We start from the raw sequence: 15,879 nt of genomic DNA, 5'->3' as shown, positions 1-15,879 counted from the left end.
GCATTCACGAATTCCCATCAACCTAACAAAACATCAATCACTTTCCCCAACCATTTTCAGAAATAGTGAGCTACCAAGCTCAAGTAAACCATCCAAAACAAGGGAGTTATGAACAAAAACTGGTGAACAATCCAAAATAATCTAAAGAAAAAAGCGAGCGTTACGCAGTAATTTCCTTAAAATTGGTTTTGATTTTTTGGTTCGTTTTGCATCAAGGCAAAATGAACGAAATAAAGTTAACTATCCATATCCAAAGAGTTATGCACCAAAGTAATTTAACATTCCAAAGTAGCGAAAATAAAAAAGCGAACGTCACGCAGTGAACTGCGAAGCACATCATGAGTTCAAATAAAAAATATTAACGCACGAATAACTGCGAAGCACATCATGAGTTCAAATAAAAAATATTAACGCACGAATATTTCCTTAAAACGGTTTTGATCTTTTGGTTCGTTTTGCATCAAGGCAACTGCGCAGCACATCATGAATACCAATAGATAATAATAACGTATGAATAAAATGAACGAAACAAAATAAACCATCCAAATTAATAGTGAGCTGCCAAGCTTTAGTAAACCAGACAATACAAGGGAGTTAAGAACTAACGTAATTTAACAATCCATATTAACCTCAAAAAAAAGGCAAGCGTCACGCAGTGAACTACGAAGCACATTACGAATACCAATAGAAAAACAGCATGTATAAATAGAAATGGACGAATTGAAATAGCAAAATAGTTTCCGTAAGGTTTCCTTCGTGTCTAATTCGGGTTTCCTTCGGGTTTAATTCGGGTTTAATTCGGGTCCAATTCGGGTCATCAAATAAAACCACTACAAAACACCCTAAAAACCCATCGCATGAGAATCGCGTATATAGAAAATTACGGACAAGTATGCAGAATACAGCAATTATAAGAATCTATTATAAATCAATAAATCAGTGAGTACTTAAATAATAAGAATAGTGCAAAATAGCTGTTACATAATTACTACCGATATAAGTCTAAAGACGTTATATCTGTAACTATGTAAAATAGAACCTGAAAAAGGTTCTATTCGCTATTTTACTCATAATAACATTTGCCCTATAATTTATATTATGTAAAATAGAATATTCTGGAATGAAGGGATGTGGTTAAACATCCCTTTATTCTTATTCTATTTCAAACTCGCCATGTCAATTACAAAACGGTATTTCACGTCGTTTTTAGTAACACGTTCAAAAGCATCGTTAATATCTTGCATGTTAATCATTTCAATATCCGAAACAATATTATGCTCACCACAGAAATCTAACATCTCTTGGGTTTCTTTTATCCCACCAATTAAGGATCCAGCAACACGTTTACGTCCCATAACCAAACTTCCGCCATTAAATTCCTTCATCGGTTCAATAGCACCAACTAAAACCATAGTCGCATCTATTTTCAATAAACTCAAATACGGATCCATAGCGTGGCCAACTGGAATGGTATTCAAAATAAAGTCGAAACTATTCGCATGAGCTTTCATCGCGTCTTCATCTTTGGAAATCAACACCTCATGAGCACCTAATCGTTCAGCATCATCCGCTTTTTCTGGCGAAGTTGTTATCATCACCACATGAGCACCCAAAGCATTGGCGAATTTCACACCCATATGTCCAAGGCCTCCTAAACCAATCACACCTACTTTATCACCTTTCTTTACCTTCCAATGACGCAATGGCGACCACGTGGTTATACCTGCACATAACAATGGTGCTGCACCTTTTGGGTCAATATTTTCTGGAACACGCAATACAAATTCTTGATCGCAAACCACAGATGTTGAATAACCTCCGTAAGTTTGTCCACCCATATGAGGGTCTGGACTATTATAGGTAAATGTCGCACCATTTTCGCAAAACTGCTCCAAATCATGCTCGCAGCTGTGGCACGTTTGGCAGGAATTTACCATACAACCAACACCAACTAATTCACCAACTTTAAAATTTTCCACGTCACTCCCAACGGCTGTAACGCGACCTACAATTTCATGACCAGGAACAACCGGGTAATTGGAACCTTTCCAATCGTTTCTTACGGTATGAATATCCGAATGGCAAACACCACTATATAATATATCAATCTTGACATCGGCAGCTTGTAAGTCGCGACGTTCAATGGTCATTGGTTCTAAATTGGCTGTGGCACTCGTGGCACCATAGGCTTTTACAGTATCTTTCATAGCTTTTATATGTGTTTTGTATTATTTTTTTGTGAATAGACAAGGTACTATTCAACAGACGAACTTTTAAATTTCGCGTATTAAACTTATGTTATTTTTTCATAATCGGTATAGCCCTTTTTACCGGTTGTATAAAATGTATCGGCATCCCATTTGGCTAATTCCAAGTTTTGCTCAAAACGCTCCACCAAATCCGGGTTTGAAACAAAAGGTTTTCCAATGGCGACTAAATCAGCATCACCACGTTCTAAAACCGCGTTACCACTCGCCTGCTTAAAATTCGTGTTAATCATGAGTGTACCTTTGTAAATCGGTCTGTATCGTTTGGCAATTTCTGTTTCCGCATAAGGCACGTCTGAAACATCATTAAACGGTTCGGATAAATGCACGTATGCTAAATCGTAGTCATTTAATTTAGTAATAATATAATCGAATGTCGGTATGGTATCTTCATTAACCGTTACACCAAACAGATTATGGGCAGATGGATTAAAGCGAACTCCTATTCTATTTTCAGGCATAACCGATTTGATAGCGTCCAGAACTTCAAAGAAAAAACGCGCCCGATTTTCAATACTGCCACCATAGGTATCGGTTCTAATATTGGACGTAGTACTAAAAAACTGATGGAATAAATACCCATTAGACGAATGAATCTCAACACCATCAAACCCAGCATCCATGGCATTTTTTGCTGCATTTTTAAAGTCTAAAATGGTCTGATCAATATCGGCTTGTGTCATAGCTTTGGGCGTAACCGTATCTTTAAAACCCGTTGGTGTAAAGGATTGCACCTTCGGATTAATAGCGGAAGGTGCTATAGGTAAATTCCCATTATGAAAATCAGGATGCGACATCCGACCCACATGCCACAGCTGTATAAATATGTTACCATCTTGATCATGAACCGCTTTAGTAACCAGCTTCCACCCTGCTACTTGCTTTTGGGAATGGATTCCAGGCGTATGGATATAACCAACCGCTTGCTCTGAAACTTGTGAGCCTTCTGTAATAATCAATCCAGCCGAAGCACGTTGCGCATAATAGGTTGCTTCTAATTCTTGAGTAGGAACTTTATCTGGATTATCAGCACGACTCCGCGTCATGGGTGCCATAACCACGCGATTTTTTAAGGTAATACTATTGTTCAGTTTATAAGGTTCTAATAAGGCTTGTTTCATGGTCATAAATGTCTTGTGAAGTTAGATATGTATTGTTTTACAAAAATACAAAGCAATTCACACAAACACTGACTATAAACAGATGAAGCCTGTTAAACTTTCCTTAAGATTTATGGAATAATATTACAAGATAGTAATCCGCACTTTCTTCTTTTTCAAACGTGAATTATTAGTCTTTTCAACAACCGCATTAGCTTTCTTTTTTGGAACGGCTACAAAAGCACAGTCTTGTTTTAATTCTATAACACCCAATTCATGTTTTTCTAAATGGCCTTGTTTAAAGAGCAAACCCGCAATATCACCTTTCGAAATTTTATCCTTTCGTCCTCCTGAAACAAAGAGTGTTACCCAGCCGGATTCCAGCTTTTTAGGATTCCCTTTCAGTTTTACAATGTGGTTGGTGTCAATAAACTCTGGTAAATATTCATCTTCCCATTGCAACACATACGCGGTTCCTTCAGCATTCATTCTAGCGGTTCGTCCATTTCTATGGGTAAATTCTTCAGCCTTTAGTGGTAATTGATAATGAATAATATAGTTCAACTCTGGAATGTCTAATCCACGAGCTGCCAAATCTGTAGCGATGATAATTTGATGCGTTCCATTTCGGAATTTAATTAAAGCACGCTCCCGATCTATTTGTTCTAAACCACCATAAAAGCAACCATGTGCAATATTCTGACTGTTTAAAAAGTCGCTGACATATTGAATGGTATCCTTATAATTACAAAATATGATCCCTGGTTTATTGCCTATATCATAGAGTAAATCTAATAAGGTATTGCGTTTGTCTTTTTGAGGTGAAATCACCTTCTTTATTTGAATATTGGAGGATTCCGAATCTGAATAATCAATCACCAATTCATTGGTGAGCCCAACGAAAATCGGGATTTTTAATCCTTGTGTAGCAGAGGTTAGCACGCGTTTTTCTATATACGGAAGGCTTTCAATAATCTCGCTCATTTCGCCTTCAAAACCAATTTCTAACGATTTATCAAACTCATCTAGAACCAAGGTTTTAATATCTTTTACAGAAAAGGTTTCTCTCCGTAAATGATCAGCCACACGACCAGGTGTTCCAATAACGATGGCTGGTGTGTGAGCCAGTTCAATTTTATCTTTTGAAAAGTGCCTGCCACCATAAACGGCATTGGCTTTAAATCCGGTTCCCATTTCACGGATTACTTGTTCTATTTGAATAGCAAGTTCACGCGATGGTACCAAAATTAGTAATTGCACGTTGGGACAATCCGCATCCAATTCCGCCAACGTAGGTAATAAAAAAGCCACTGTTTTACCAGTTCCTGTTGGCGATAAAAGCACGGTATTTTCAGCATTGGCAATGGCTAATAAGGCTTCTTCTTGCATATCATTAAGTGTGGTAATATGCAATTTTGCTAATATGTCTTGTTGTGCTTTTATGGAATTGGCCATGGTAATCATTTATTTAGAGCGCCAAAGATAACGACTGTTATATTGGATATGGAATTTAATAGTAAAGAATTAATATTCCTTTATTCATACACCTAAATTTATAGTGCTTTCATTTCGTTTTATTCCCTTTGATTTTCAGTAAGATAGGGATTTGAATAAAAATATATCAGCAACCCGAAACTCTAACAAAATTTTATGATTTTATATCGATTTATTTTTTATTTTCGGACGTTGCAAAATAATAATATGCAAATTTAAACGTTAACAGGTTTTTAATAGCACAAAGTAACCTATGAAATCATTTTTTGCCCTTATTTGTTTGTGCCTAGCTTCCAATAGCTTTGGTCAAATTATTAATCCTGGAGATGCGTCTCCAAACCTTCTTAATTTCGTGGCCAGTAGTCACGATTTATTAGAAACCTATGAAGTTAAAGAAGCTGAAGACGCTGTTGATATTACAACGGATTATTGGGATACTAGTAAAATTCGTGTAGATTATGGCAAGGACATCAAATTCCCTATTCACTTACAATTTAACGATTCTAATTACGTCTCACCTATTTCCAAAAATAAAGTGATTACTTCTCGCTATGGTTGGAGAAAAGGTCGTGCACATAGAGGTATTGATATTGATTTAGTAACAGGCGATAGTCTTTTTGCTATGTTTGATGGTGTGGTTCGTTTTGCAAATTATAGTTCAGGTCATGGTCGTTCAGTTGTCGTTCGTCATTTTAATGGTTTAGAAACAGCTTATGCACATTTATCGAGTTATGGTGTAAAAGAAAATGATTCTGTTATTGCTGGTAGTTATTTAGGAAAAGGTGGTACTTCTGGTAATGCACGTGGCAGTCATTTACATTTAGAAGTGAGCTATCAAGGAATTCAAATTAATCCAGAATATTTACTTCAATTTAATGATTCAAACGAAGTTCTTAATAATGAAATTTGGATTACGCGAGATATGACGCGTCCAGAATTACATAATAGCAAGCGTAAAGGTACTATAGATGTGCCAACTACTGAATCTGAAGCAATAGCAATAGCCAACAAACCAAAAACCGTTTATATTGTTAAACGAGGTGATACCTTATCACGTATTTCTTCCAGAAACCACATGAGTCTTGCGGCTTTGTGTAAATTAAATGGGATTAATAAAAATGCGACTTTAAAAATTGGTCAAAAAGTAATTGTAAATTAAAGTAAAAAATAAGAGGCAAACTTATTTAATAAGGGAGTTCACCTCAAATTTATTACCTGCTAAAAGCTTTATTTACAAATCCAAAATAACAGTTTTTGTCTTTTTGCCATTTTTAAGAACAACGCGGTATTTTATATCCGTTTCATGATCTTTTGTATATTCTATATTACAATACACCTCATTTAAGGAATAACCAGGATTGGCTTTAATAACTTCAGAACTCAATACATATGGTAATTTGATGTTTTGATACTGTTCATGACACTTTAATAGGTTTCCATTTTTATCATATATAGCAGACAGACTGTTCTCCCCTTCTTTAAAATTTACGGTGTATGTTGTTGAACTTTTCGGGTTATAAACTTTATGAGTTTTGATATTATAATGAGCTACAATATCCTGAAGCTTTAATACCTTTTTAGATATATCCAATTTGGATACGGTTGATAAATAATCTAGATTCTTAACCGATTTAGTGGTTTTGGAATAGACTGTTGGATTAGGCGTTGATAGAACGGCTAAATCATTTTGAGCAATCATTAGGTTGGTAAAGCCTAGAAATAGTAAACCAATTACATACGTTTTCATAATACTAAAGTTTTATAAGGTTATACAAATGTTGCTACTAATTAGGAACCTTTTTTTTACTGGAACTAAAGTATAAGTTTAAAACGCATAGACATAAATATGCATATAGACAGGTAATGAACAAGCAATAGACTTTTAATAGACAGAAGAGAAATTGACATCTAAAACATGCTTAATGTATTGTTTTTGAGGAAGTTATAGATTTTGAATAAAAGTATCTAAATCTTCGTTTTCTGAAAGATTTAATTTTTTTCGTAACCGATACCGGCTGGTATTTAAGGATGCTAAAGTTATATTTTGAAGTGTTGCAATACTTCGGCTATCCATTTTTAGACGAATTAAGGAGCACATTCTAATTTCGTTTTTACTCAAATTTGTAAATAGTCCGTTTAGTTTACTATAAAAAGCATCACTTAATTTATCCAACCGGTCATAAAATTCGTGAGTGTTGGTATCAAAGGTAATCCTGTTTTGTATATCCTGCTCTAAATGAGCTAATAACACTTTTTTACCTTCGGAAGGCGCTTCCTTAATTGTTTCTAATTTATTCGCTAAATCTTGAGCCCATTCTTGATTTTGGGTTAGATTAATTGCAAAATCAGATAAATCCCGTTGTTTAGATTCAATTTCAGATTGTAAGTTTTCATTCTTTACACTTGAAATTTCTAGTTTGTGTTCGGCTAAAAGTTGTTTGTTTTTTGCATTGATGATATGTTGGCGCCTACGCAAGAATAAGGAGAGTAATAAAATTAAAATTATGGATGATGATAAGGTTATGATCCATAGTTTAGACCGTTGACTTTGAATTTTGTTTTCCTTTTCTATTCTATCAATTTTAGCGTTTAAAGCAAAACGGTCAAGTGATATAGCATTTAATTCATCTTGCCACTTTTTATCGGCAAGTTTTGATAGAGCATTGAAACTGTCTAATAATTCTAGTCTTTTATCAGCAATAACGAGTGCCGCTTTATAGTTTCCTTGCGATTGATATAAGGACTTTTCAGCTTGAAGAATTTCTAATTGGGATTGTTGCCTAATGTTACCCTTAAATTCTGGCATCTCAAGCGTTTTCTGTAAATCATTAAATGTTTCCTGTGCCTGACTGATATTATCTAATTTTAACTCTGTTTCTATTAATTGAATTCCTGCGCTAATAAATCGTGTAACATCAAATGCGTTAGAACTTTCGTTTTTAGTGCCTTGGTATAGTTTGAAATTCTCGTGGTATAGCGGTAGGGCTTTTTCATATTGATTCCGATTGGTGTAAATGTCAGCAATGTTATCCCGAATACTGCCTAATAAGGTATGATTTGGGAATTTTTCTTTAGTTAATAAATACGCTTTATTGAAATAAACTAAAGCGGAATCTAGATCCTTTTTGTTCCAATAAAAGAACAGCCCATAATTATTAAATGCCGACGGATTAGTTATAATATCATAATCTTTAATAAAAGCTATGTTTTTTTTATGTTGTAATGCTGCGTTATCTAATTGACCAATTCGAGCATAATTATCGGCTTGTATACCATAAGAATACGTAATTATTTCAACTAAATTATACTTTTCGTCAGGAGATAACTTTTTGAAATTCGCATCGTAATATTCGAAAAACGCCTTATACCATTTTATGGATTCTTCAGGAAATCCAATTTCACGAAACCAATTCCCGGAATGCAAATAGCTCTGCATTTTAAAAAGATAATGGTCTTCAATAAATGGTAATAAGTCCAACCGTTGATAATGCTGAAATAAATAGGTTTGAAGTTGTTGTTCCGTAAAGGATTCACGTCTGTATGTTTTGAATTCATTTTCAGGAAATGATTCAGACATGGTAGCTGTTATACTCTCGTATTTTTTTAAAGCTTCAGTACTAGTCAAGTTTACTTGAGCACTGCATTTTAAAGATAAAGCTATACTTACTATAAAAAACAATAGTCTTAAACGTATCACTAGATAAAAAGTAATGGGTTAGTTTACTCAAATATACAGATTTATAAGAACTAATGTTTTTAAAGTATTGAAAATGTGATGTTAATAGTATTTTTTACGCAACCAAAATGCAACCCGAACGAGCAAAATTAATGCAGGAACTTCTATCAGTGGTCCAACCACACCTGCGAAAGCTTGTCCAGAATTTATTCCAAAAACGGCAATGGCAACGGCTATGGCCAATTCAAAATTATTTCCAGCTGCGGTAAAAGATATAGCCGCATTTGTATTATAGGATGCGCCAATTGCTTTGCTAACAAAAAAGCTTATAACAAACATGATAACGAAGTAGATTATTAGAGGAATACCTATGATTATAATGTCAAAAGGAATGCTCATAATCATTTCTCCTTTTAAAGAAAACATGACGACAATAGTAAATAACAAGGCCATTAAAGTAATAGGTGAAATTCTAGGAATAAAAGTTTCATTATACCATTTTGAACTTTTTATTGGGACTAATATCACGCGACTTAAAACACCTAGCGCAAAGGGTATTCCTAAATATATAAGAACACTTTCGGCAATAGTTGCAATAGAAATATCTACAATAGCACCTTCAAAACCAAAGTAAGGTGGTAAAACGGTAATAAATAACCAAGCATAAAAACTATAGGCAAATATCTGAAAGATACTATTTAAGGCTACCAAACCTGCACCATATTCGCTGCTACCTTCAGCAAGGTCATTCCAAACTAAAACCATGGCAATGCAACGTGCAAGACCAATAAGAATAAGGCCTACCATATATTCAGGATAATCTTGTAGAAAGGAAATGGCCAAAATAAACATTAATATCGGACCAATAATCCAATTAAGAAAGAGGGAAATTGATAATACCTTGACATCTTTAAAAACGGTTGGTAAAAGCTTATAATTAACTTTTGCCAATGGTGGATACATCATTAAAATTAACCCGATGGCAATTGGATAATTGGTAGCGCCATGACTTAATTGATTTATGGAATCTGGGATAGCTGGAATAAGGTTACCAATAGCTACACCTAACAGCATGGCTAAAAATATCCAAAGTGTTAAATATCCATCTAAAAAAGATAATTTTTTAGTCATTGGTTCTTATTTGAGAAAACACATAAAATAATTCAGAAGCAATTTGGAGGCTTCGATCCAGGTATTTTTCTTTTTGTAATGGAGAGCTATCAAAAGCCTTCGGGTCTTCATAGGTAATTGGAATACGTTGTTCTGCGCCGGCAATAAAAGGGCAACCAACGTCCGCTTGGGAACACGTTAAAATAGCTGCAAATTCAGATTCCGGATTAAATGTATCATCATACGTTTTAGAGAACCCTATTATAGCTGGTTCATTTATGGCATATTTAATACTGTAAATGGGATTGTCACTTTGAGCTAATTGATGGATTTCAAACCCATGATTAATTAGAGTATCAATTACTACAGGAAAAACAGTGGTTGCTTCTGTTCCACCCGAATAACAAGCTATATTTTTTATTCCAAAATAATGGGCCAATGCCTGTGCCCATATTTGGGATAAATGACTCCTACGGGAATTATGAGTACAAATAAAATTTAACCTAATATACTGATTATTAATTACTTTATGCTGTATGTAGTCAATCAAAGGTTTAATTATATCCTGTCGTTCACGACTAATAGAATTCCCTTGAAAACTAGTAATTGTAGCTTTTAACTTCGTGTTCATCATTACTATTTAAATACAGATTTAACAACAACCAGAACCTGGAGCACAGCTTTCCGTTTTTTCTAATTCAGATACCTTAAGGTTGGGTTTTTCAGAAGGAATACCGCATTGATCTTTAGCCAGACAATCCGTTTGTTTATTGGTCAGCAAAAAGTTCTTGCCATCAAAATCCAAACCGTATTTCCCAATGGTATTGCCTTGATATTCCACCTCTATTTCTAAATCTTCTAAGTTTAATACCTTTTCAGATAATTCGATAATGGAAACTAGTTTTTCAGGGTGTAACCTATGGTCATAATCATTGGCTTCCCATAATTGAAAATTAATTACATTCTCCGTTCTTACAGTTCCACCGCAATCAATAAAATTTTTATTAATTTTTCCGACTTCCGTTACATGAAAATGATTTGGCACTAATTGCCCATTGGGTAATTGAAATGCAATAGTTTCTAATTGACTTAAATGTTGTTTGATTTCTGATAGTTTCATATGTGTATTTTAATTTTTTTTAATTGTCACATGCTATTCGCAATTTATAATTCTCATAAAGACTAGATACATTTAGCGTGCTCGGTTCATATCTGTATTTTTTACGTTTATAGTTTTAGCAGCAGTCGCCTACGCCTTCAATTTTCTGACTTAAAAATTGGCTTAATAATTGGGTTATTTTTTGCCATTCATCTTGATCAATGCAATAGCAAACACTTGTTCCAGAGATATTTCCTTTAATAATGCCCAAGTTTTTCAACTCTTTCAAGTGCTGTGAAATGGTTGGCTGTGCCAATCCAATTTCGGTAACCAAATCACCACAAATACAACTATCAATTTTAAATAAATGTTGAAGTATGGCTACACGAGCTGGATGACCTAAAGCTTTAGCTATGGTTGCTAACCTGTTTTGCTCATCTGTAAACTTGTCTGTTTTGGTAATTCCCATAGTTCTGTATTTGTATATTGCAATATTACGATTAATTATTTAAACTGATTTGTTTTTTTTAATTTTTGTTCAAAAAAAGGTATTCTATCACTATTAAAGACTATCATGTTTTCATAAATTTCTGTACTTTGCGTCTTCCTAAAAAATCAACGAATTGTGAAAGTTTGTATTGCCGAAAAACCCAGTGTTGCCAGAGAAATAGCATCTGTATTAGGTGCTAATACCAGGCATGATGGCTATTTTGAAGGTAATGGTTATCAAGTAACCTTTACCTTTGGGCATTTATGTACTTTAATGGAGCCTAATGATTACAAACCCTATTGGAAAAGCTGGGATTTGAACAATTTACCCATGCTTCCCGAAAAGTTCAAAACGAAAGTGGTTTCTAATTCGGGAATTCAGAAGCAGTTTAAAATTGTAAAAAGCCTATTTGATAAAGCAGATTTAGTCATAAACTGTGGTGATGCTGGTCAAGAAGGTGAACTTATTCAGCGTTGGGTTATGGATCAGGCTAACTACAAAGGACCTATTCAGCGCTTGTGGATTTCGTCTTTAACAACCGAAGCCATTAAAGAAGGTTTTGAAAACTTAAAACCATCTGAAGATTATGATAACCTGTATTATGCTGGATTTTCCAGAGCCATTGGCGATTGGCTTTTAGGAATGAATGCCACCCGTTTATATACTCTAAAACACGGTGGATACAAGCAAGTTTTATCGGTTGGACGTGTGCAAACACCCACTTTAGCCATGGTTGTTAATCGGTTTAAGGAAATTGAAAATTTCAAACCACAACCCTATTGGGAGCTGCAAACCTTATATCGTGATACACTTTTCAGTTATGAAGAAGGGCGTTTTTTAAAAATGGAAGATGGTGAAGTTTTAGCGAATAAAGTTAAAGAATCTGAATTCGAAATTATTTCAACTACCAAAAAGAAAGGAAAAGAATACGCACCAAAATTATTCGATTTAACGGGGTTACAAGTGCATTGTAACAAACGTTTTGGTTTTACAGCCGATGAAACGTTAAAACTCGTGCAAAGTTTATACGAACAGAAAGTAGTAACCTACCCAAGAGTTGATACCACGTTTCTACCAAATGATGTTTATCCGAAAATAGCAGGTATTTTAAAGAATCTAACGAATTATGCTACGTTAACGCAGACACTTTTAGGGAAGAAAATTAAAAAATCATCTAAAGTTTTTAATGACAAAAAAGTAACCGATCACCATGCTATTATTCCAACAGGTGTGGAAATTAGGCTGCAATACAACCAACAACAGGTCTATAATAGTATTGTAAAACGGTTTATTGCTGTTTTTTATGATGATTGTGATGTGTCCAACACAACTGTAATCGGGCAAGCTGCTGAAGTAAATTTTAAAACAACGGGAAAAGAAATTTTGAAAAAAGGTTGGCGTGTTGTATTTGAAAATCCAGAAAAAGAATCAAAAACGTCCGATATGTTGCCCACTTTTGTAGAAGGCGAAAAAGGACCACATGAACCCTCTTTTTTAGAGAAACAAACCAAACCACCCAATCAATTTACGGAAGCTTCCCTCCTACGTGCCATGGAAACAGCAGGCAAACAGGTGGATGATGATGAATTACGTGAATTAATGAAAGATAATGGTATTGGAAGACCATCTACACGGGCTAATATTATTGAAACGCTTTTTAAGCGTAAATATATTATTCGAAATAAAAAGCAAGTTTTACCAACTACAACAGGAATTCAATTGATTGACACCATTCAGAATGATATTTTAAAATCGGCTGAATTGACAGGAACCTGGGAAAAGCAATTGAAGGATATTGAAAAAGGTACATTTAAAGCCAGTACGTTTATTAATAATATGAAACGTATGGTGGATGAATTGGTTTATGAAGTTCGAAGTGAAACCAGGCGTGCTAACATATCTCATGCTGTTACATCACAACAAAAAGCAGCAAAGCCGAAGGTGAAAAAATCGAGTACTAGTAAAGGAATTACATCTGAAACCTGCCCTAAATGTAAACAAGGAACGCTAATAAAAGGTAAGTCAGCTTTTGGTTGTTCGGAATACAAATCTGGATGTAAATTGGTTTTACCCTTCAAAGTACACGATAAGAAAATTTCTGAAAAGCAATATATACGATTACTTCAAAAAGGATCAACCGTTAGTTTGAAAGGGTTCAAAACGGATTCTGGCGCTGTTGAAGGCTTATTGCGTTTTGACGAAAACTTTAAACTAGTTATAGAACCTAAAAAGAAAAAACAAACGTTAGTTCCCGAAACAATAACCTGCCCTAAATGTCAACAAGGTACTATTGCTAAAGGTCAAACAGCCTATGGTTGCACCAAGTATAATAAGGGGTGCGATTTTTTATTAACTTTTAATGACTTAAGAGAAAAGGCTCAAGGTAAAAAAATGACCAAAGAATTGGTATTTGAAATTATTCAAAATCATGGTATATAGCATATAATTTCATAAATTGTGATAAATATCATGTTTAGAAACAGTTATAACCTATATTTTTACCAATTGAAAACCAAAACTTACAATTATGATTTCTCAATCCCTTGCACTGTATAACTGGAATAATGGCGTTATAATGATAGGCATATTTGCCCTCGTTTGTGTTGTTCTAGTAGGAATTTTAATCAATTTCATGATGAGTGGTAAACCTAAAGAAGATGTAGAAGAAACGGACGATACGGCCGGTAATTTATAAATTTTAAACAATTCATTTTCGCAATGAATTGTTTTTTGTACATTTGTTAACCAAGTGGTTAAACTATAAAGTTAATGACAGCAAAGAAGAAAGACGAAAACACGGAGGAGCAAATTTTAGATGCTGCTAAAAAAATATTTCAAACTAAAGGAATGGATGGCGCCCGAATGCAAGAAATTGCAGATGCCGCAAGTATAAACAAAGCCATGCTTCATTATTACTATCGCAGTAAGCAATTGCTTTTTGAAGCTGTTTTTAAGAATGCATTTTCCCTGTTAGCGCCCCAGTTAAATACAATTTTAAATGACGAATCGTCTATTGAAGCCAAAGTAAAAAACTTCACGTCCAACTATATAACATTTATAATTAAACATCCTTATTTACCGAATTTCATTATTCAAGAGTTAAATAGAAATCCAGATTTCCTTCATAAAATTCAAGAGAATTCAACACTTTTAAATATTGAGAAATTCAAAAAACGAGTAGATTTTGAAGTAAGCGAGGGTATTTTGAAGCCCATTTCTGGTGAGCAGCTATTTATTAATATTCTGGCTTTAAACATCTTTCCTTTTGTAGCAAAACCATTGGTTAAGGCTTTTACAAAAGAAGATGATAAAGGTTTTAAGCAGCTTATGGAAAACCGAAAGACAGAAGTTTCTGATTTTATTATCAATGCCATAAAAAAATAGTACTATGAAAACACGCGTTAGTATATTGTTTCTTCTCTTTATTGGCTTGCAAAGTTGGTCGCAAGACCGTGTAACCTTGGAAAAATGCTACCAATTGGTGTCGGAAAATTACCCACTGGTCAAACAACATGCCTTATTAGAAACTCGAAACGCTTTAGAATTAGATCTTATAGATACTCAAAAAATGCCGCAATTGGACTTTGATGCACAAGCGGCTTATTTATCTGATGTTACACAAATACCACTTCCAGACACTGGCATTGAACCACCTAATAATGATCAATATCGTGCTACACTTTATGTGAATCAATTAATTTATAATGGTGGTGCTATTAATGCATCATCTAAAGTAAAATTAGCACAATTAAAAACGCAGCAAAAACAGTTGGAAGTTTCGCTGTATCAGTTAAAACAACGTGTTAACCAACTGTACTTCTCTATTTTGTTACACAATGAATCCTTGGATTTATTAGTAGCAAAAAAAGAGCAATTAGAAAGTAAGTTACGTGAAGTAACATCAGGTATTGAATACGGAACCATGTTGCCAGCTTCTGATAAAGTTCTTGTAGCTGAATTATTAAAAATAAAACAACAGGTTACCGAAATTACTAATAATAAGAAGGTACTTACCGAAACATTATCGGCCTTAATAGGTGTGTCTTTAAATGAATTAACCACATTTCAGAAACCTGCAATTGTTACAAGCCTCTCTCCTACACTTCAACGACCAGAACTAGAATTGTTTCAGTTAAAAAAGGATGAAATTGAGAGTCAGCAGCAATTGATGCAAAAAGACAATATTCCAAAATTATTCGGGTTTGCATCTGGAGGTGTTGGAAACCCTGGTTTAAATATGTTAGACAATTCATTTCAATCATTTTATACGGTTGGCGTCAAATTAAACTGGACCGTTTTTGATTGGAATGCCAATAAAAAGAAACGTGAATCTTTAATGATTAATAAAGATATTGTAGAAAATGAAACGGAAATTTTTGAATTAAACACCAACATAGAACTTAATAAGTACGAATCGGAAATAGCTAAAATTTCTGAAACGATACTGATAGATACAGAAATCATCAATCTTCGAAAAGCCGTGTTATTAGCAACCGAATCGCAATTGCGAAATGGTGTTATTACAGCCTCCACTTATATTACGGAATTAACAAATCTATATGAAGCCGAAAACAGTTTCGCAAACCATAACATTCAATTACAATTAGCAAAAGCAAATTATAACATAACGCAAGGACAGTAAA

At 34.2% G+C, this 15,879-nt stretch carries 14 protein-coding genes; 5 read left to right on the top strand and 9 right to left on the bottom strand.

Annotated features, from left to right (window positions below):
* Positions 1–1,157: 1,157 nt before the first annotated feature.
* The 3 genes from ES675_RS07950 to ES675_RS07940 form a co-directional block, all read right to left on the bottom strand.
* On the bottom strand, positions 1,158–2,207 hold the full coding sequence (locus ES675_RS07950; protein WP_066247860.1) for an NAD(P)-dependent alcohol dehydrogenase: 1,050 nt from the start codon (positions 2,205–2,207) through the stop codon (positions 1,158–1,160).
* A gap of 86 nt (positions 2,208–2,293) precedes the next feature.
* The gene (locus tag ES675_RS07945) at positions 2,294–3,394 is read right to left on the bottom strand and encodes an alkene reductase (protein ID WP_066247856.1); all 1,101 of its coding nucleotides are present in this window, start codon (positions 3,392–3,394) and stop codon (positions 2,294–2,296) included.
* 117 nt (positions 3,395–3,511) lie between these two features.
* Positions 3,512–4,822, bottom strand: coding sequence for a DEAD/DEAH box helicase (locus ES675_RS07940; RefSeq protein ID WP_066248106.1), 1,311 nt, complete (start codon positions 4,820–4,822; stop codon positions 3,512–3,514).
* A 292-nt stretch (positions 4,823–5,114) separates the two neighbouring features.
* Here ES675_RS07940 and ES675_RS07935 point away from each other — a divergent pair, with 292 nt between their 5' ends.
* Entirely contained in the window at positions 5,115–6,020 is a 906-nt protein-coding gene (locus ES675_RS07935; protein WP_066247854.1) for a M23 family metallopeptidase, read from the top strand.
* A gap of 72 nt (positions 6,021–6,092) precedes the next feature.
* On the opposite strand, the gene ES675_RS07930 is transcribed toward ES675_RS07935, so the two are convergent.
* The 6 genes from ES675_RS07930 to ES675_RS07905 all read right to left on the bottom strand — a co-directional run bounded on the left by ES675_RS07930 (position 6,093) and on the right by ES675_RS07905 (position 11,215).
* Entirely contained in the window at positions 6,093–6,608 is a 516-nt protein-coding gene (locus ES675_RS07930; RefSeq protein ID WP_066247852.1) for a hypothetical protein, read from the bottom strand.
* 195 nt (positions 6,609–6,803) lie between these two features.
* Positions 6,804–8,486, bottom strand: a complete 1,683-nt coding sequence (locus ES675_RS07925) for a hypothetical protein (RefSeq protein ID WP_066247850.1) — start codon at positions 8,484–8,486, stop codon at positions 6,804–6,806.
* Positions 8,487–8,639: 153 nt separating this feature from the next.
* Positions 8,640–9,668, bottom strand: coding sequence for an ACR3 family arsenite efflux transporter (arsB, locus tag ES675_RS07920; protein ID WP_066247846.1), 1,029 nt, complete (start codon positions 9,666–9,668; stop codon positions 8,640–8,642).
* Complete coding sequence (locus ES675_RS07915; protein ID WP_066247843.1) at positions 9,661–10,281, bottom strand: low molecular weight phosphatase family protein; 621 nt, start codon at positions 10,279–10,281, stop codon at positions 9,661–9,663. The genes arsB and ES675_RS07915 overlap by 8 nt, the downstream gene beginning before the upstream one ends.
* An 18-nt stretch (positions 10,282–10,299) precedes the next feature.
* Positions 10,300–10,767, bottom strand: a complete 468-nt coding sequence (locus ES675_RS07910; RefSeq protein ID WP_066247838.1) for a DUF6428 family protein — start codon at positions 10,765–10,767, stop codon at positions 10,300–10,302.
* Between the two features lie 115 nt (positions 10,768–10,882).
* Positions 10,883–11,215: an ArsR/SmtB family transcription factor gene (locus tag ES675_RS07905; RefSeq protein ID WP_066247836.1), complete on the bottom strand. Its 333-nt coding sequence runs from the start codon at positions 11,213–11,215 to the stop codon at positions 10,883–10,885.
* A gap of 156 nt (positions 11,216–11,371) precedes the next feature.
* Here ES675_RS07905 and ES675_RS07900 point away from each other — a divergent pair, with 156 nt between their 5' ends.
* The 4 genes from ES675_RS07900 to ES675_RS07890 all read left to right on the top strand — a co-directional run bounded on the left by ES675_RS07900 (position 11,372) and on the right by ES675_RS07890 (position 15,878).
* Positions 11,372–13,675, top strand: a complete 2,304-nt coding sequence (locus tag ES675_RS07900) for a type IA DNA topoisomerase (RefSeq protein ID WP_066247833.1) — start codon at positions 11,372–11,374, stop codon at positions 13,673–13,675.
* A gap of 88 nt (positions 13,676–13,763) precedes the next feature.
* Positions 13,764–13,931 carry a hypothetical protein gene (locus tag ES675_RS16420; RefSeq protein WP_170244080.1) on the top strand — a complete coding sequence of 56 codons (168 nt, stop codon included), beginning with the start codon at positions 13,764–13,766 and terminating at the stop codon, positions 13,929–13,931.
* 74 nt (positions 13,932–14,005) lie between these two features.
* On the top strand, positions 14,006–14,620 hold the full coding sequence (locus ES675_RS07895; protein WP_066247831.1) for a TetR/AcrR family transcriptional regulator: 615 nt from the start codon (positions 14,006–14,008) through the stop codon (positions 14,618–14,620).
* Between the two features lie 4 nt (positions 14,621–14,624).
* Complete coding sequence (locus tag ES675_RS07890; RefSeq protein ID WP_066247827.1) at positions 14,625–15,878, top strand: TolC family protein; 1,254 nt, start codon at positions 14,625–14,627, stop codon at positions 15,876–15,878.
* Position 15,879: the final 1 nt, after the last annotated feature.

It is taken from the genome of Algorimicrobium algoritergicola (genome assembly GCF_008086165.1).
Classification (GTDB): domain Bacteria; phylum Bacteroidota; class Bacteroidia; order Flavobacteriales; family Flavobacteriaceae; genus Algorimicrobium; species Algorimicrobium algoritergicola.
This window is presented reverse-complemented; position numbering and strand designations above follow the sequence as displayed.